The following is a 17,342-nucleotide window of genomic DNA, read 5'->3' as shown; positions in this document are numbered from 1 at the left end:
AGATAGCGATCTAGACGAGATCGGCCACAATATCGGCCAAGGGCGCGGCTTTGGCCGCGGCATAGCCGGCACCGCACCAGAGCGCCAGGAGATCGCCGTCCCCGGCCTTCCGCCCGGCCGCGCGGATCGCCTGGGTCAGGGCATTCTGATAGGGGAAGGGCGGCACCGAAAGGCCCGCCGCCCGCACCTCCCGGGTGAAGCGGTTGCCGAGGCCGATGGCCGCCCGGCCCGACCATTCGCGGATCAGGTCGACCGGCGCGCCGTCGCCCCGCGCCATCGCCGCCTTGTGGGCCGGGGGCGCCCCGCTTTCGTCGGCGCGGAGCAGCGCCGTGCCGAGCTGGACCATCTGGGCGCCGCGGTCGAGCGCCGCGCTTATGCCGGCCCGGTCCATGATGCCGCCGGCCGCGATCACGGGAAGCGCCAGGGCGCCCGCGACCGCCTCGACCAGCTCCAGGGTGGGTACCAGGCTGGCCTCGAAGGGGGCGAGGAAACTCGCCCGGTGGCCGCCCGCCTCCGCCCCCTGGGCGACCACGGCATCGACGCCTGCCGCCGCCACGGCGTGCGCCTCGTCCAAGGTGGTGGCGCCGCCGATCACCAGCATCCCCTCGGCCTTGAGGGCGGCGACCATGGCGGGATCGGGACAGTCGAAGACGAAGCTGGCGACTTCGGGCCGAACCCGGCGCAACGCCGCGAGCTGGGCCTGGAAATCCTGTTCCGGCGGATCGGGCAGCACGGGCGGCGCGATGCCGGCGGCGGCGTGATAGGGCGCCAGGAAATCGATCATCGCCTCGACCGCGCCCGGCGCGGGCGGCCGGCCGACCGGCAGGAACAGATTGATGCCGAGCGGGCCTTTCGCCGCGGCCCGAATCTCCGCCGCTTGTGCCTCGATCACCGCGGGCGCCAGATAGGCGGCGCCGAGCGAGCCGAGCAGGCCGAGGCGAATGCTCTCTGCGATGAAGCCGGGCGGTGTCGAGCCGCCCGCCATCGGGGCCTGGACGATCGGGTGCCGAAGCCCCAGCCGTGCCGTCAGATCCCGCGCCGTCAGATCCATCGCTTCCTCCCGCAACGCCGGGCCAGCAAAGCGGAATGGTCGCCGCGAGGCAAGGGCCAGCCTCGCCGCCCGGCCGCGCGGGAGACGCCGCGAAATGCCGAGGCCGGAACGACGGCCGTTACGCCCCGTTCCGGCCGTGCCGCGTTACTTCTTCGCGGCCTTGGGGGCCTTCGCCTTGGCCGGCGGCTTGGCCGCGGCGGCGGCGGCGGCCTTCTTCGGCGCAGCCTTCTTGGGGGCTTCGGCCTTCTTCGGGACCTCGGCCTTGGCTGCGGCCGGCTTCTTGGCCGCCGGCTTCTTGGCCGCGGCTGGGGCGGCCGGGGCCGGGGTCTCGGCAACCACTTTCAGCACGGGCTTCTTGGCCGCCGGCTTCTTGGCCGGGGCTGCGGCGGCCGGGGCGGGAGCCGCCGCAGCCGCTGCGGCCTTCTTCGGCGCAGCCTTCTTGGCCGGCTTTTCGGCGGCCTTCTTCGGCGCCGGCTTCTTGGCCTCGGCCTTCTTCACGTCCGCCTTTTTCGCCTCGGCCTTCTTGGCCTCCGCTTTCTTGGCGGACTTCGCCTTCTTGTCGTCGGCCTTCGCTTCGGCCGCTTTCTTTTCAGTCTTTGCCATGATCGATGTCACTCCGTCGGTCGAGGTGAACGAGACGCGGTGAACCGGCGGCGATCGTCGCCCCGCGGTCGACCGGAACGGCCGCATCGAAGCTCTCTCCCGGTGGCGGCCGCACCCTCGGAGTGAGCGTCAACCGCCTGCGACGGCAGGCGGATTTCGTCCCGCACCGGGCCCGCCGCGAAGCGGGGCCCCGGTCCGATGCGATCTTTTGCATTACAAAAGGAAGCAGCGCCTGAAGGCGAATGAAGGAGAATAAAGCGCCCCTCGGCCGCGGTAGCGGTCCAGTCGGCGGATCGGTTGACCCTGGCCTTATTGCGGCTCATGTCGATTCCGAATCAGGTCATCGCTCAAAGAATATACACAATGCTGCAACATTGGGCATATCCAACCGCCCGTGCGGGGGCAGATTATCGCAGCGAATGATTGACAGGTCGGGCCGAGTGCCCTACTCGCGGGGCAACTTTGCGCGCCTCGAGAAAGTTCGCCGCCATGTCCGATGCCGCCCCCCTGCCGCTGCCCGTCGCGCGTTCGATCGCCAGCCTGCGCCAGACCGTAGGCGACTGGCGCGCCAACGGGCTTCGCATCGGCTTCGTGCCCACCATGGGGGCGCTGCACGCCGGCCATCTGTCGCTGGTCGAGATGGCGCGCGCCCGGGCCGACCGGGTGGTGGTCTCGATCTTCGTCAACCCGACGCAGTTCGGCCCCAGCGAAGACTTTTCGAAATACCCGCGCCAGGAACGGGCCGATGCCGCCCGCCTGGCCGCCTTCGGGGTCGACGTCCTCTATGCCCCGACGGTCGACGAGATGTATCCCGCCGGTGCCACCACGGCGGTTACCGTGGGCGGCGTCACCGACCGCCTGGAGGGCGTCTGCCGGCCCGGCCATTTCTCCGGCGTCGCCACCGTGGTGACCAAGCTGCTGAACCAGGTCCGGCCCGACCTCGCGGTGTTCGGCGAGAAGGATTACCAGCAACTCCTGGTGGTGCGGCGCATGGTCGCCGACCTCGACCTCGCGGTCGACATCGTGCCGGGTCCGACCGTGCGCGAGGCGGACGGTCTCGCCATGTCGTCGCGCAATGCCTATCTCTCGTCCGAAGACCGGGCCGTCGCCGCCGCCCTGCCCGCGACCCTGAGCTTCGTCGCGAGCCAGCTCCGCGGTGGCTTGGACGCCGCCCCCCTGCTCGAAGCCGGGCGCACCCGGCTCCTGAAGGCGGGCTTCTCCGAGGTGCAGTATCTCGATCTCGCCGACGCCGAGACGCTGGCGCCGCTCGACCGGGCCGACCGCCCGGCCCGCCTGCTGGTCGCCGCCAAGGTGGGCGCCACCCGCCTGATCGACAATGTCGCGGTGTAATCCTTAAGATTTCGCCTCGGGCGCGGCGAAGGCGCCGGCCTTCTCGAGCGCCCTGAGCGTCACGGCGCAGAGGGCGGCGCCCCGTTCGATCAGCAGGGGATCGAGGGCGACCGCCTTGCCCGCGTCGCCGTCGAGCGCCAGCACCATGGCGCGGAAATAGCTGCGCCGGCCGACCGCGCGGCCCTGTCCCTCGGGCGGATGCACCGTGATGCTCGAAACCCGCCAGCGCGACCACGGCCCTTCCAGGCGGAAGCCGCCCGCCCCGGTCACGGTCAAGCCGCGGGCGTCGGCGCAGATGAAATCCGGCGCATCGGCCTGCTGCATCTGGACGTCGGCATAGAAGCGTTTCAGCACGCGCCGACCGGTGAACCAGCCGGCGAAACCAGCGAGGGTGATCACCGCGAGGGCGAACCAGACCCCGCCCAGCGGCACCATGAAGCCCGGCATGCGTCCCGTGATCAGCCCGACCAGCAGCAGCACGGAAAAGGCCATCACCGGCCCGATGGCGAAGGCCGTGGCCCAGCGCAGCGATTCGACCTGCAGCCGGGCCGCGATGGCGCGGCCCTTCAGCGCCCGTCCCTCTATGGGGAAGGAAAGCGCCCGGGCGAGCGGTGAATCGGCGAGCCGCGTCACCGCCCGGCGCTGTGCTTGGGACAGGCGATAGGCCATGTCAGGCCGCCCGCTCGCTGGTCGGGCCAGCCGTCACGACTGCCAGTCGGGACGCCGCTTTTCGAGGAAGGCGGAAAGGCCTTCCTTGGCCTCCTCGGTGGCGCGGCGCTTGGCGATGGCGACCGCGGTGAGCTCGCCCAGGCGGTCGTCGATCGGCATGTCCTCGATTTCGGCGACCAGGCTCTTGGCGCGGGCGACGGCGCCTGGCGCGTTCAGGAAGATCGCATCGACCAGCTTGCTCATCCGCTCTTCCAGGGCGACCGCATCGGGCAGCACTTCGGACAGCAGGCCCATGCGCAGGGCGTCCTCGGCGCCGAAACGCTCGCCGGTCTGGAAGTAACGCCGGCAGTTGCGGGCGCCGATGGCGCGCTGGACATAGGGGGCGATGGTGGCCGGCATCAGGCCGATCTTGACCTCGGAGAGGGCGAAGGCGGCCTTGGGCGTGCCCAGGGCGATGTCGCAGCAGGCGACCAGGCCGACGCCGCCGCCATAGGCCGGGCCGTCGACCATGGCGATGGTCGGCATCGGCAGGCGGTCGAGGCGGGCGAACATGGTGGCGAGGCCGCGGGCGTCGGTCAGATTCTCGTCATAGACCTGGGTCGCCTGGCGGCGCATCCAGTTGAGGTCGCCGCCGGCCGAGAAGCTGGCGCCTTCCGCCCGGATGATCAGGGCGCGGATACCGTCCTGGCGGCCGAGGTCGTCGAAGATCGTCGACAAGCGGTCGATCGTCAGCTCGTCGAAGCAATTGTGCTTCTCGGGCTTGGCCAGGGTCGCGACGGCCAGCCCCTCGGGCGAGACTTCGAGGCGGACACCGGCTTCGAGATCCGGCAGTTCGGTGCCGGGGGCGACTTCGTTCATGTCGGTAGGCATGGAGGCTTCCTTACAGGCGGAATGCGCCGGAGCGCGGTTCCGGATTGGGCACAGTCGGGGCGGCCACCCGGCGAGGAGCGGCGACTCGCCGTGTATCCACGGGATCCATGACGCCGTCATCCCACAAACGGCTGGTGGCGAGAAGGCTCATCGGCCTATTCCGTCACCTGGCCGTCGGGCCATTGCGGCAGGCCGTCGGCGATCTCGTAGGAATCGCCCTTGTCGGCGACGAAGATGTGATGGGCGACGCGAAGCCCGGTCGGCGCATCGAGGCAGCCGAGCGCGACCGCCGTGTAATTCGCCTGGGGCTGCTCCCAGAACAGCGAGGAGCCGCAATCCCGGCAGAAGCCGCGCCGTGCCCGCTCGCTCGAGCGATACCAGGCGAGGCCGCGGCTGTTCTGGAACTGGAGCCGGTCGCGCCGGACCGCGGTATAGGGGCCGGGCGCCCCGTGCCAGCGCCGGCACTGCGAGCAATGGCACACCGAAACGGCGCCGAATCGGCCCCGGGCGGAAAACCGCACCGCTCCGCAAAGGCAGGCGCCGTATAGGATTTTCTCCTCGTTCTCCATCCCGACCTCTTCCTGGCGCCGCTATTCTCCGGGCGGGGCGGGGCGCGACGCAAACTGAATTTCGCTCAGCCGTGCGGGCAGCCCGCCAGGTCGTCGAGGATCGGGCAATCCGGCCGCTCATCGCCGTGGCAGGCATCCGCCAGGTGGCGCAGCGTGCGCGCCATGCTCTGCAGTTCCGCGATCTTGGCTTCCAGCGTCGCGACATGGTCGAGCGCCAGGTGCTTCACCTCGGACGAGGCCCGGCTGCGGTCGCGCCAGAGATCCAGCAGGTCGTGGATCGAATCGAGCGAGAAGCCGAGGTCGCGCGCCCGCCGGATGAAGCGGAGCGTCTCGACATCCTGCGCCCGATAGCGCCGGTAGCCCGCCTCGCTCCGCGCCGCCGGCGGCAGCAGGCCGATACTCTCGTAATGCCGGATCATCTTGGCCGAGACGCCGGAAGAGGCCGCGGTTTCGCCGATGTTCATTGTTCAGGTCCCTCAATCGCCGGGCGGCCGCATCCGCGGCCTTGGCTCGCTTCGCTAGACGCCGGCTGCGCCGGCCCGCTTCGCACCCCGCCTTTGGCGGGGTTGGCCCCCGCTTCGGGGGGCCAGACCGGCGGATGGCGGAGCGTTCCGTGAAACCCGTTGCTCATGCTTCAGGTGCTTTCCAGCGGCGGAGGAGGAGGGCGTTGGTCAGCACGCTGACGCTGCTGGCTGCCATGGCGACACCCGCGATCACCGGCGAGAGCAGGCCGAAGGCGGCCAGCGGGATGCCCACCACATTATAGGCGAAGGCCCAGAACAGGTTGGAGCGGATCTTGGCCGCCACCGCCGAGGCGAGCGCGATCGCCGCCGGCACCAGGCGGGGATCGGGCCGCATCAGGGTGATCCCCGCGGTCGCCAGCGCGACGTCGACGCCGCCCGCCATGGCGATGCCGAGATCGGCCGCTGCCAGGGCCGGGGCATCGTTGAGCCCGTCACCCACCATCGCCACCACCTTGCCGGAGCTCCGGTAGGCTGCGATCACATGCGCCTTGTCGCCCGGCAGAACCTCCGCCGTGACATTGACGATGCCGAGGCGCCGGGCGATCGCCTGGGCCGCTGCCCGCCGGTCGCCCGACAGCATGGCGGTGCCGATACCGCGCGCCGTCAGCGCCCGGATCGCCGGGGCGGCACCGGGCCGATCACTGTCCTCGAAGGCGAAGCGGGCGATCGCCGTGCTGCCCGCGGTCAGCACGCTCTCGCTCGCCCCTTCGACCAGCACCGTGCCGGGCACCCTTGCCCCCGCCTCCTTGGCCGCCACCAGGCTGCCGAGCAGATAGTCGATACCGTCGACCCGGCCCACGACGCCGCGCCCGGCCAGGCTCCGCGCCGCCTCGACCGCGGGAAGCGTCAGCCCCCGCCCAGCCGCCGCTTGGCGCAGCGCCAGGCCGAGCGGATGGTCGTTGGCCGATTGCAGGGCCGCCGCCAGCGCCAGGGCCTTGTCCTCGGAAAGATCCGGCGCCAGCACTTCGGTGGCGACCAGGCGGGGCTTGCCCTCGGTCAGCGTGCCGGTCTTGTCGAACACCACGAGATCGATCGTGCGCGCCGCCTCCAGCGCCGCCGGATCGCGGATCAGGATGCCGTTCCGCGCGGCGAGCCCGGTGCCCACCATGATCGCCGCCGGCGTCGCCAGGCCGAGGGCGCAGGGGCAGGCGATCACCAGCACGGCGACGCCATGGATGATCGCCGTCTCGGCATCCGCCCCGGCGATGCCCCAGCCCAGCATGGTAGCGGCGGCGATGGCGATCACCACCGGCACGAAGACCGCGGCGATACGGTCGACCAGGCGCTGGATCGGCGGCTTGGAGCCCTGGGCTTCCGCCACCATGCGCATCACCGTGCCGAGAAAGGCGCGGTGCCCGGTCGCGGTGACCCGGACCAGCAGCCGGCCCTCGCCGTTGACGGCCCCGCCCACCACGGCGTCGCCCGGTGCCTTGGCCACCGGCAGGCTCTCGCCGGTCAGCAAAGCTTCGTCGACCGCGGACAAGCCTTCCTCGATCACGCCGTCGGCCGCGATGCGCGCCCCGGCACGGACCAGGATGCGGTCGCCGTCGGCGAGCGAGGCGACCGGCACTTCGACTTCCTGGCCGTCCTCGATCCGGATCGCCTTGTCGGGCCGGAGCGCCGCCAGGGCGCGCAGCGCCGAGCCGGTCTCCCGCTTCGCCCGCGCTTCCAGATATTTGCCGAGCAGGACCAGGGCGATCACCGCCGCCGAGGCTTCGAAATAGAGGTGATGGGCGCCCCGGACCGCAAGCAGATAGACACTGAGGCCATAGGCCGCCGAGGTGCCGAGCGCCACCAGGAGGTCCATATTGCCGGCCCCGGCCCTGAGCGCCTTGTAGCCATGCAGGTAGAAGCGCCAGCCGAAGACGAATTGCACCATGGTGCCGAGGCCGAGCTGGGTCCAGCCCGAGAGCATCCAGTGCTGCCCCAGAAGGTCGCCCACCATGGGTACCAGCAGCGGCAGGGTGAGCAGCAGGGCCAGCACCACTTCGGCACCGTGGGGTGCCGATGCGCCGACCTGGCGCCCGGGATCGAATTCGTCGGCCGCGAGATGGGCTTCGTAGCCGCTCGCCTCGACCGCTTCGATCAGGGCGGCGAGCGGCGCCTTGCCGTCGACCCGCGCGGTTTCCGTCGCCAGGTTGACCGAGGCCGCGGAAACCCCGGGCACCGAAGCCAGTGCCTTTTCGACCCGCGCCACGCAGGAGGCGCAGGTCATACCGTCGATCTGCAAGGTGGTCATCGCATATCCATTCGCTGTCTGGGGTTCAGCGAACACCTTCCCAACGTGGGAAGGTCAAGCATGAATTTCCACCTTGACCTTACCACGGTGGCAAGCCCCATCTTGTGGCGGTGAGAACAGGAGTGCGTGAAATGCAAGTTCTGGAAGTCACCGGCATGACCTGCGGCGGTTGTGCCAAATCGGTCGAGAAGGCCGTGGCCAAAGTGGCGCCCGATGCCGCCCCCAAGGTCGATCTCGACGCAGGCAAGGTCAGCTTCGCCGACGGCGTCGACCCCAAGGCGGTGGCCCAGGCGATCGAACGCGCCGGCTTCGGCGTCAAGGCCGCCTGATCCCCCGCATGCCCGACGACCACGCGCCGGACGATCATCCGCCCCTGCAGCGCCGCCCGGCGCTGCGGCGCGACGGTGCCGTGGCCTTGGCGGTGGTCGACGTGCTGGCGGCCGAAGTGCCCGTCGCCCTGGTCTATAACGGCATCTCCCACGCCGTGATGATGGCGACGCCGCAGGACCTTGAGGATTTCGCCCTCGGTTTCTCGCTCGCCGAAGGCATCGTCGGGCGTGCGAGCGAGATCCGCGAGATCGAACGCCAGGACCATGCCCGCGGCATCGAGATGCGGATGGAGATCCCGTCCGCCCGCTTCGCCGCCCTCAAGGACCGGCGGCGCAGCCTGGCCGGGCGCACCGGCTGCGGCCTCTGCGGCATCGAGAGCCTGGACCAGGCGATCCGCCCCCTCGCCCCGCTCGGCCCCGGTCCGGTCGTCGCGGCGGCGGCGATCGCCCGCGCCATGGCGGAACTGGCGGCCGGCCAGCAGTTGAACCGCGAGTCCCACGCCGTCCATGCCGCCGCTTTCGCCGATGCGGAGGGCCATGTCCTGCTGCTCCGCGAGGATGTCGGCCGCCACAATGCGGTCGACAAGGTGACCGGCGCTTTGGCCCGTGCCGGGCTCGACCCTGCGACCGGCATGCTCGCCGTGACCAGCCGCTGTTCCTACGAGATCGTGCAGAAGGCGGCCCAGGCCGGCATCGCCGTGATCGCCGCCGTCTCCGCCCCGACCGGCTTCGCCGCCGCCCTGGCGGAGGACGCCAACATCACCCTCGCCGCCTTCGCCCGCGGCAGCCGCTGCACGATCTTCGCCCATCCCGAGCGGATCGCGGCATGACCCGGCTGATCGGTTTCGCGGGCTGGAGCGGTTCCGGCAAGACCACGCTGATCACCCAGGTGATCCCGGCCCTGATCGCGCGCGGCCGCTCGGTCTCGACCGTCAAACACGCGCATCACGATTTCGACATCGACAAGCCGGGCAAGGACAGCCACCAGCACCGAATGGCCGGGGCCAGCGAAGTCATGGTCGCCTCCGCCAACCGCTTCGCCCTCATGCATGAATATCGCGGTGCCCCGGAATTGGACTTGGCCGCCCTGCTCGCCCGCATGGCGCCGGTCGACGTCGTGGTGGTCGAAGGCTTCAAGCGCGATCCGATCCCCAAGATCGAGGTGCATCGGCCCGAGGTCGGCAAGCCCCTGCTCCACCCGGACGATCCCCATATCGTCGCGGTGGCGAGCCCGGCGCCGCTGCCCGGCGTGGCCCTGCCCTTCCTGCCGCTCGACGATGCCGGCGCGGTGGCCGATTTCCTGATCGCGCAGGGCCTGGCGTGAGCAAGCCCCTGCTGACCCTGCCCCTGCTGACCCTGGCGGAGGCGCAAGCCCTGATCGCCCGTCACATCGCCCCCTGTCCGGGGAGCGAGAGCCTGCCCGTCATCGAGGCCGTGGGCCGCGTGCTGGCGAGTGACGTGAGCGCGACCCGCCTGCTGCCCGCGGCCGACAACAGCGCGGTCGACGGCTACGCGCTCCGTACCGCCGATGCCGGCCCCCGCCGGGTGATCGGACGGGCAGCCGCCGGTGCGCCCTTCGCCGGCTGCCTCGGCCCGGGCGAAGCGGTGCGGATTTTCACCGGCGCCCTGTTGCCGGCCGGCGCCGATGCCGTCGCCATGCAGGAATGCGCCGATGTGGCGGAAGGAATGCTCCGGCTCGCGGCCGAGCCCCGGCCCGGCGCCAACATCCGCCGGGCCGGCGAAGTGCTGAAGCCGGGCGAACGGGTGCTGGCCGCCGGCCTTCGCCTCTCGCCGCTCCACCTCGGCCTGCTCGCCGATCTCGGCGCGGCCGACGTCCTGGTGCGGTGCCGACCCCGGGTCGCCCTGATCTCCTCCGGTGACGAACTGGTGCCGGCCGGAACCCCGACCGAGGATCATCAGGTGGTGGACAGCAACCGGCCCATGCTGCGCGAATGGCTGCGCGGCGCCGGCTGCCGGGTGACCGACTGGCCGATCCTGCCCGACCGCCGCGCCGTGATCGCCGAAGCCCTCCACGAGGCCGCCGCCAGCCATGATCTCGTGGTCACCACCGCCGGCATGTCGGTCGGCGACGAGGACCATGTGCCCGCCGTGTTGAAGGACTCGGGCGGCATGATCTTCCACCGCCTGGCGATCAAGCCGGGGCGGCCGGTCGGCCTCGGCCGCATCGGGCAGACGCCCGTGCTGGGCCTGCCGGGCAACCCCGGTGCCGCCGCCGTGGTCTTCACCGTGCTCGGCCGCGGGCTCGTCCGCCGCCTGGCCGGCGAGACGCCGGACGGAGTGCAGCGGCTCCGCCTGCCCGCCGGCTTCGCCTTCGAGAAAGCGGCAGGCGACCGGATCTATCTGCCCGGCCGCCTCACCGCCGAGGGACGGATCGAACGGCTGACCGCCGCCATGGCCGGCAACCTGGCCTGGAGCGGGCAGGCCACCGGCCTGATCGAAATGCCCGAGCCCGCGGCGGCGATCGTGCCGGGCGACCCGGTCGCCTTCATCCCCTTTCCGGGCACGCTGCCGTGAGCGATCCGCGCCCCCTCGGCCTGATCCTGGCGGGCGGGCGGGCGCGGCGGCTCGGCGGCGGCGACAAGACCCTGCTGCCGCTCGGCGGCCGGCCGCTGCTCGGCCATGTGATCGAGCGGCTGGCGCCCCAATGCGCGGAACTCCTCCTCAACGCCAATGGCGATCCCGCGCGTTTCGCCGGCTTCGGCCTCGCCGTCGTTCCCGACCCGGTAGCGGGCCAGCCCGGGCCGCTGGCGGGCGTTCTGGCCGGCCTGCGCCGCGCCGGGAGCCGCCGCCTGCTCACCGTGCCGGGCGATGCGCCCTTCCTGCCGGCCGATCTGGCGCAGCGCCTCGCCGCGGCGGGCGGGCGGATCGCCGTCGCCGCCTCGGGCGGGCGGGTCCATTGGGCGACCGCGCTGTGGGACCCGACGCTGGCCGCCCCGCTCGAGCGGGCGCTGGTCGACGAGGGCATCCGCCGGGTCGAGGATTTCGTGCGCCGTTTCGACCTCGCGCTGGTGGACTTCGGCACGGAAGGGCGCGATCCGTTCTTCAACGTGAACCGGCCGGAAGACCTGGCCGCCGCCGAAGCCCTGCTGCCATGATCACCAAGCTCGAATTCCTGCTGGCGCTCGCCCGCGAACGGCATTTCGGCCGCGCCGCCGAAGCCTGCCATGTCACCCAGCCGACCCTCTCGGCCGGGATCAAGCAGCTGGAGGCGGAACTCGGCGTGCTCCTGGTCCAGCGCAGCTCGCGCTTCCAGGGCCTGACGCCGGAGGGCGAGAAAGTACTGGAATGGGCCCGCCGCCTGGTCGGCGACGCCAGGGGCCTCCGCCAGGACATCGAGGCGATGCGCCGGGGCCTGGCCGGCCACCTGAAGATCGCGGCGATCCCGACCGCCCTCGCCATGGTGCCGCAGCTGACCACACCGTTTCGCGCGCGCTATCCGAAGGTGCATTTCACCGTCCTCTCGCGCACCTCGATCGAAGTCCTCGGCCTCCTGGAGAATCTGGAGATCGATGCCGGCATCACCTATCTCGACAACGAGCCGCTGGGCCGCGTCACCACCGTGCCGCTCTACCGCGAGCGCTATCGCCTGCTCACCGCGGCGAGCGCGCCGCTGGGCGACCGCGCCCGCGTCACCTGGGCCGAAGTCGGCCAGCTCCCGCTCTGCCTGCTGACGCCCGACATGCAGAACCGGCGCATCATCGACCAATTGCTGCGCGAGGCCGGCACCAGCCCCTCGCCCACCCTCGAATCCAATTCGATGATCGTGCTCTTCGCCCATGTCCGGACCGCGAAATGGGCCAGCGTGATGCCCGCCAAACTGGCCGGTGCCCTGGGCCTGCCCGACAACGTCCGCTCGATCCCCATCGTCGAGCCCGACGCCGCCCACACGATCGGCCTGGTCGTGCCCCACCGCGACCCCATGACCCCCCTGACCACCGCCCTGGTCGCCCAAGCCGAAGCTGTCGCCCCCGCCATCGCCGAGGATGACTAGTTCGATAGAATTGTTCTATTGCACCATAGAATTCACCCCCTTGATCACGATCGATAATGGCCGGACGTTGGGGGAAACTGCGAGAAGGGATTGTCGCGCCGATGTCGCATGAAATGGCCGAGCGGGAGCGCTTGCGCGAGGTGATCGCGCGTTTTGCCGGGGTGGAGGGAGCGACCCTGCCGGTCCTCCATGCGATCCAGGCGGAATTCGGCCATGTGCCGGCGGCGGCGGTGTCGCTGATCGCCGAGGCGGAGAATCGCTCGCGGGCGGAGATTCACGGCGTCGTCAGCTTCTATCACGATTTCCGGGAACAGCCGGCGGGCCAGCACGTCGTGAAACTGTGCCGGGCCGAAGCCTGCCAATCGATGGGCGGCGAGGCGGTGGCGGAGCATGTATGCCGCCGGCTCGGCCTCTCCTTCGGCGAGACGGCGGCGGATGGTTCGGTCACGCTGGAACCCGTGTTCTGCCTCGGCCTCTGCTCGACCGCACCGGCCGCCATGGTGGACGACCGCCTGGTCGGCCGCCTGACCCCGGCCAAGGCCGAGCGCCTGGTGGCGGAGTTGCTGCCGTGAGCGCCCTCAACGTCCCCCTGACCATTTACGTACCCCAGGATGCCGCGGCGCTGGCCGTGGGCGCCGATGCCGTCGCCGATGCGATCCGGATCGAGGCGGGCAAGCGCGGCCTGCATCTCCGCCTGATCCGCAACGGCTCGCGGGGCTTGCATTGGCTGGAACCCCTGGTCGAGGTGGCGACGCCGGCAGGCCGCGTCGGCTACGGCCCGGTCGAGCCCGAAGATGTGGCGCGCCTCTTCGCCGAAGGCTTGGCCGAGGGCCACGGCGGCCTCGGCCTGGTCGAAGAGATTCCCTTCCTGAAGCGCCAGACCCGCTTCACCTTCGCCCGCTGCGGCGTGATCGCCCCCCTCTCGCTCGACGATTATGCCGCGACGGACGGCTGGAAGGGCCTGGCCCGGGCGATCTCCCTTGCCCCCGCCGAGATCGTCGCGGAAGTGACCAAATCGGGCCTGCGCGGCCGGGGCGGCGCCGGCTTCCCGACCGGCATCAAGTGGAAGACCGTGCTGGACGCCCCCGGGACCCAGAAATATGTCGTCGCCAATGCGGACGAGGGCGACAGCGGCACTTTCGCCGACCGCATGCTGATGGAGGGCGATCCCTTCCACCTGATCGAGGGCATGGCCATTGCCGGAATCGCCGTCGGCGCCACCAAGGGTTACATCTACACCCGCTCCGAATACCCCCATGCCATTGCGATCATGAATTCGGCGATCGCCATGGCGCGCGATGCCGGCTTCCTGGGCGGCAACGTCATGGGTTCCGGCCGGCGCTTCGAGCTCGAACTCCGGGTCGGCGCCGGGGCCTATGTCTGCGGCGAGGAGACGGCTCTGCTCGAGAGTATCGAGGGCAAGCGCGGCCAGGTCCGGGCCAAGCCGCCCCTGCCGGCGCATGAGGGCTTGTTCGGCAAGCCCACGGTGATCAACAACATCCTCTCCCTCGCCTCGGTGCCCTTCATCCTGCACAAGGGTGCGCAGGCCTATGCCGACCTCGGTTTCGGCCGGTCGCGCGGCACCATGCCGATCCAGCTCGCCGGCAATCTGAAGCAGGGCGGGCTGTTCGAGGTCGGCTTCGGCATCACGCTCGGCGAATTGGTGAACGAAGTCGGCGGCGGCACCGCGAGCGGCCGGCCCATCAAGGCGGTGCAGGTGGGCGGGCCGCTCGGCGCTTATTTCCCGCCCGCGCTGTTCGACACGCCCTTCGACTATGAGGCCTTTGCCAAGGCGGGCGGGCTGATCGGCCACGGCGGCGTGGTGGTGTTCGACGACACCGCGGACATGCTGAAACAGGCACGTTTCGCCCTGGAATTCTGCGCCATCGAATCCTGCGGCAAATGCACCCCCTGCCGGATCGGCTCGACCCGGGGGGTGGAGACGGTCGACAAGATCGCCGCGGGCCGCGACGTGACCGCTAACCTCTCGCTGCTCGAAGACCTGTGCGAGACGATGAAATTCGGCTCCCTCTGCGCCCTCGGCGGTTTCACGCCCTATCCCGTGCTCTCCGCCCTGCAGCATTTCCCCGACGATTTCGCGCGCGGCCCCATGCCCGCCGCGGCCGAATAGGAGTGGCCCCATGTCCCTCGTCCCCGAGACCGACTATGGCACCCCTGCCGTTACCGCCGACAAGGTGGTGAATCTCACCATCGACGGCCGGAACGTCACGGTTCCCGCCGGCACCTCGATCATGCGCGCCGCCATGGAGATGGGGACGCAGATCCCCAAGCTCTGCGCCACCGACAGCGTGAAGGCTTTCGGCTCCTGCCGGCTCTGCCTGGTGGAGATCGAGGGCCGGGCGGGCACGCCCGCCTCCTGCACCACGCCCGTCGCCGAAGGCATGGCGGTGCAGACCCAGACGGAACGCCTGAAGCGCCTGCGCAAGGGCGTGATGGAACTCTATATCTCCGACCACCCGCTGGACTGCCTGACCTGCGGCGCCAATGGCGACTGCGAATTGCAGGACATGGCCGGCGCCGTGGGGCTTCGCGATGTCCGCTACGGCTATGCGGGCGAGAACCACACCCATTCCGAGAAGGACCAGTCGAACCCCTATTTCGACTATGATCCGTCGAAATGCATCGTCTGTTCGCGCTGTGTCCGCGCCTGCGAGGAAGTGCAGGGCACCTTCGCCCTGACCATCGAGGGCCGCGGCTTCGACAGCCGGGTTTCGCCCGGCGCGCATGAGACGTTCCTGACCTCCGAATGCGTTTCCTGCGGCGCCTGCGTGCAGGCCTGCCCGACCGCGACGCTGATCGAGAAATCGGTCGTCGAGATCGGCCAGCCGGAACATTCGGTGGTCACCACCTGCGCCTATTGCGGCGTCGGCTGTTCCTTCAAGGCCGAGATGCGGGGCGAGGAACTGGTGCGCATGGTGCCCTGGAAGGACGGCAAGGCGAACCGCGGCCATTCCTGCGTGAAGGGCCGTTTCGCCTGGGGTTACGCCACCCACCGCGACCGCATCACGAAGCCGATGGTGCGCGCCAGGATCACCGATCCCTGGCGCGAAGTGAGCTGGGACGAAGCCTTCGCCCATGTCGCCAGCGAATTCCGCCGCCTCCAGGCAACTTACGGCGTTGCCTCGGTCGGCGGCATCACCTCGTCGCGCTGCACCAACGAGGAAACCTATCTGGTTCAGAAGCTGATCCGCGCCGGCTTCGGCAACAATAATGTCGATACCTGTGCCCGGGTCTGCCATTCGCCCACCGGCTACGGCCTGAAGACCGCCTTCGGCACCTCGGCGGGCACGCAGGATTTCGATTCGGTCGAAGAGTCCGACGTCGTCCTGGTGATCGGCGCCAATCCGACCGACGGCCACCCGGTCTTCGCCTCGCGCCTCAAGAAGCGGCTCCGCCAGGGCGCCAAGCTGATCGTGATCGATCCGCGCCGGATCGACCTCGTCCGCAGCCCCCATGTCGAGGCGTCCTATCACCTGCCCCTCCGCCCCGGCACCAATGTCGCCGTGGTCACGGCGCTCGCCCATGTCGTCGTCACCGAGGGCTTGGTGAACGAGGATTTCGTGCGCGCCACCTGCGATTGGGACGAGTTCCAGGACTGGGCCGCCTTCGTCGCCGATCCGCGCCATGCGCCGGAAGCGGTCGAGAAGATCTCAGGCGTGCCGGCGGAGGCGATCCGCGGCGCCGCGAGGCTCTATGCCACCGGCGGCAATGGTGCCATCTATTACGGCCTCGGCGTCACCGAGCACAGCCAGGGCACCACCACGGTGATCGCCATCGCCAATCTGGCCATGGCGACCGGCAACATCGGCCGGCGCGGCGTCGGCGTCAATCCGCTGCGCGGGCAGAACAATGTCCAGGGTTCCTGCGACATGGGTTCCTTCCCGCACGAGTTGCCGGGCTATCGCCACGTCTCGGAAGACGCCACGCGGGAGATTTTCGAGAAACTCTGGGGCGTCACCCTGTCGGACGAGCCAGGCCTCCGCATTCCCAACATGTTCGATGCGGCGCTGGAGGGCAGTTTCAAGGGCCTCTATGTCCAGGGCGAGGACATCGTACAGTCCGACCCCGACACGAAACACGTCACCTCGGGCCTTTCGGCCATGGAATGCGTGGTGGTGCAGGACCTGTTCCTGAACGAGACCGCCAATTACGCCCATGTCTTCCTGCCGGGTTCGACCTTCCTCGAGAAGGACGGCACCTTCACCAATGCCGAACGCCGCATCAACCGCGTGCGCAAGGTGATGACGCCGAAGAACGGCCTGGCCGATTGGGAAGTGACGCAGAAGCTGGCCCAGGCGATGGGCATGGCGATGAATTACGGCCACCCGTCCGAGATCATGGACGAGATCGCGGCGACCACGCCGAGCTTCGCCGGGGTTTCCTACGCCCGGCTCGACGAGATGGGTTCGGTGCAATGGCCGTGCAACGAGAAGGCGCCGGAAGGCACGCCGATCATGCATATCGGCGGCTTCGTGCGCGGCAAGGGCAAATTCGTCATCACCGAATATGTGCCGACGGACGAGAAGACCGGCCCGCGCTTCCCCCTGCTGCTGACCACCGGCCGCATCCTGTCGCAATATAACGTGGGCGCGCAGACGCGGCGCACCGCCAATACCGTGTGGCACCCGGAAGATCTCCTCGAGATCCATCCCTATGACGCCGAGAACCGCGGCATCAAGGACGGCGATTTCGTGAAGCTGCAGAGCCGCTCGGGCGAGACCGCATTGCGCGCGCAGATCACCACCCGTGTGGCCCCCGGCGTCGTCTACACGACCTTCCACCACCCGATGACCCAGGCCAATGTGATCACCACCGACTATTCGGACTGGGCCACCAATTGCCCCGAGTACAAGGTGACGGCGGTCCAGGTCTCGCCCTCCAACGGGCCGAGCGACTGGCAGGAACGCTACCGCGAACACAGCGAGAAGAGCCGGCGCATCGTCGCCGCGGACCAGGCGGCGGAGTGACGATGGACGCCCAGAAGCTGGTCCGCATGGCCAATCAGATCGCCGCCTTCTTCAAGGCCCAGGGTGCCGCCTCGGCGCCTGCCGAGATCGCCGATCACCTGGTGAAATTCTGGGACCCGAGGATGCGCTCGCAGATCC

At 69.9% G+C, this 17,342-nt stretch carries 18 protein-coding genes; 11 read left to right on the top strand and 7 right to left on the bottom strand.

Annotated features, from left to right (window positions below; all coding sequences use genetic code 11):
• Nucleotides 1-10 precede the first annotated feature (10 nt).
• Nucleotides 11-1,051 (bottom strand): nitronate monooxygenase, encoded by a 1,041-nt coding sequence (locus tag WC493_RS08935; protein WP_373064704.1) that lies wholly within the window; start codon nt 1,049-1,051, stop codon nt 11-13.
• Between the two features lie 144 nt (nt 1,052-1,195).
• Entirely contained in the window at nt 1,196-1,654 is a 459-nt protein-coding gene (locus WC493_RS08930) for a hypothetical protein (RefSeq protein WP_373064702.1), read from the bottom strand.
• A 489-nt stretch (nt 1,655-2,143) separates the two neighbouring features.
• On the opposite strand from WC493_RS08930, the gene panC reads away from it, so the two are divergent.
• Nucleotides 2,144-3,004 (top strand): pantoate--beta-alanine ligase, encoded by an 861-nt coding sequence (panC, locus tag WC493_RS08925; protein ID WP_373064700.1) that lies wholly within the window; start codon nt 2,144-2,146, stop codon nt 3,002-3,004.
• 3 nt (nt 3,005-3,007) lie between these two features.
• Here panC and WC493_RS08920 read toward each other — a convergent pair whose 3' ends face one another.
• From WC493_RS08920 to WC493_RS08900, 5 genes are all read right to left on the bottom strand, one after another.
• Nucleotides 3,008-3,673 (bottom strand): hypothetical protein, encoded by a 666-nt coding sequence (locus tag WC493_RS08920; protein WP_373064698.1) that lies wholly within the window; start codon nt 3,671-3,673, stop codon nt 3,008-3,010.
• 33 nt (nt 3,674-3,706) lie between these two features.
• The gene (locus tag WC493_RS08915; protein WP_373064696.1) at nt 3,707-4,543 is read right to left on the bottom strand and encodes an enoyl-CoA hydratase-related protein; all 837 of its coding nucleotides are present in this window, start codon (nt 4,541-4,543) and stop codon (nt 3,707-3,709) included.
• 155 nt (nt 4,544-4,698) lie between these two features.
• Complete coding sequence (locus tag WC493_RS08910) at nt 4,699-5,025, bottom strand: GFA family protein (protein WP_373064694.1); 327 nt, start codon at nt 5,023-5,025, stop codon at nt 4,699-4,701.
• A 152-nt stretch (nt 5,026-5,177) separates the two neighbouring features.
• Nucleotides 5,178-5,576, bottom strand: coding sequence for a Cu(I)-responsive transcriptional regulator (gene cueR / locus WC493_RS08905; RefSeq protein ID WP_373064692.1), 399 nt, complete (start codon nt 5,574-5,576; stop codon nt 5,178-5,180).
• A gap of 163 nt (nt 5,577-5,739) precedes the next feature.
• Nucleotides 5,740-7,875, bottom strand: a complete 2,136-nt coding sequence (locus tag WC493_RS08900; protein ID WP_373064690.1) for a heavy metal translocating P-type ATPase — start codon at nt 7,873-7,875, stop codon at nt 5,740-5,742.
• 131 nt (nt 7,876-8,006) lie between these two features.
• Here WC493_RS08900 and WC493_RS08895 point away from each other — a divergent pair, with 131 nt between their 5' ends.
• The 10 genes from WC493_RS08895 to WC493_RS08850 all read left to right on the top strand — a co-directional run.
• Nucleotides 8,007-8,204, top strand: a complete 198-nt coding sequence (locus WC493_RS08895) for a heavy-metal-associated domain-containing protein (protein WP_373064688.1) — start codon at nt 8,007-8,009, stop codon at nt 8,202-8,204.
• Between the two features lie 8 nt (nt 8,205-8,212).
• A complete protein-coding gene (gene fdhD / locus WC493_RS08890; protein ID WP_373064686.1) occupies nt 8,213-9,034 on the top strand; it encodes a formate dehydrogenase accessory sulfurtransferase FdhD in 822 nt (273 codons plus the stop codon).
• Nucleotides 9,031-9,528 carry a molybdopterin-guanine dinucleotide biosynthesis protein B gene (gene mobB, locus WC493_RS08885; protein ID WP_373064684.1) on the top strand — a complete coding sequence of 166 codons (498 nt, stop codon included), beginning with the start codon at nt 9,031-9,033 and terminating at the stop codon, nt 9,526-9,528. The genes fdhD and mobB overlap by 4 nt, the downstream gene beginning before the upstream one ends.
• Complete coding sequence (glp, locus tag WC493_RS08880; RefSeq protein ID WP_373064682.1) at nt 9,525-10,739, top strand: gephyrin-like molybdotransferase Glp; 1,215 nt, start codon at nt 9,525-9,527, stop codon at nt 10,737-10,739. Before mobB ends, glp begins: the two co-directional genes overlap by 4 nt.
• Nucleotides 10,736-11,320 carry a molybdenum cofactor guanylyltransferase MobA gene (gene mobA, locus WC493_RS08875; protein ID WP_373064680.1) on the top strand — a complete coding sequence of 195 codons (585 nt, stop codon included), beginning with the start codon at nt 10,736-10,738 and terminating at the stop codon, nt 11,318-11,320. The genes glp and mobA overlap by 4 nt, the downstream gene beginning before the upstream one ends.
• A complete protein-coding gene (locus tag WC493_RS08870) occupies nt 11,317-12,216 on the top strand; it encodes a LysR family transcriptional regulator (RefSeq protein ID WP_373064678.1) in 900 nt (299 codons plus the stop codon). Before mobA ends, WC493_RS08870 begins: the two co-directional genes overlap by 4 nt.
• Nucleotides 12,217-12,317: 101 nt before the next feature.
• On the top strand, nt 12,318-12,788 hold the full coding sequence (locus WC493_RS08865) for a formate dehydrogenase subunit gamma (RefSeq protein ID WP_373064676.1): 471 nt from the start codon (nt 12,318-12,320) through the stop codon (nt 12,786-12,788).
• On the top strand, nt 12,785-14,347 hold the full coding sequence (locus WC493_RS08860; RefSeq protein WP_373064674.1) for an NADH-ubiquinone oxidoreductase-F iron-sulfur binding region domain-containing protein: 1,563 nt from the start codon (nt 12,785-12,787) through the stop codon (nt 14,345-14,347). Before WC493_RS08865 ends, WC493_RS08860 begins: the two co-directional genes overlap by 4 nt.
• 10 nt (nt 14,348-14,357) lie before the next feature.
• Nucleotides 14,358-17,204 (top strand): formate dehydrogenase subunit alpha, encoded by a 2,847-nt coding sequence (gene fdhF / locus WC493_RS08855; RefSeq protein WP_373064672.1) that lies wholly within the window; start codon nt 14,358-14,360, stop codon nt 17,202-17,204.
• Between the two features lie 2 nt (nt 17,205-17,206).
• A partial coding sequence (locus WC493_RS08850; protein WP_373064754.1) for a formate dehydrogenase subunit delta occupies nt 17,207-17,342 on the top strand: 136 nt, incomplete at its 3' end.

This window comes from Zavarzinia sp., from assembly GCF_041650655.1.
Taxonomy (GTDB): Bacteria; Pseudomonadota; Alphaproteobacteria; order Zavarziniales; family Zavarziniaceae; genus Zavarzinia.
The sequence above is the reverse complement of the archived record's forward strand: the minus strand, read 5'-3'. Positions and strand labels throughout refer to the sequence as shown.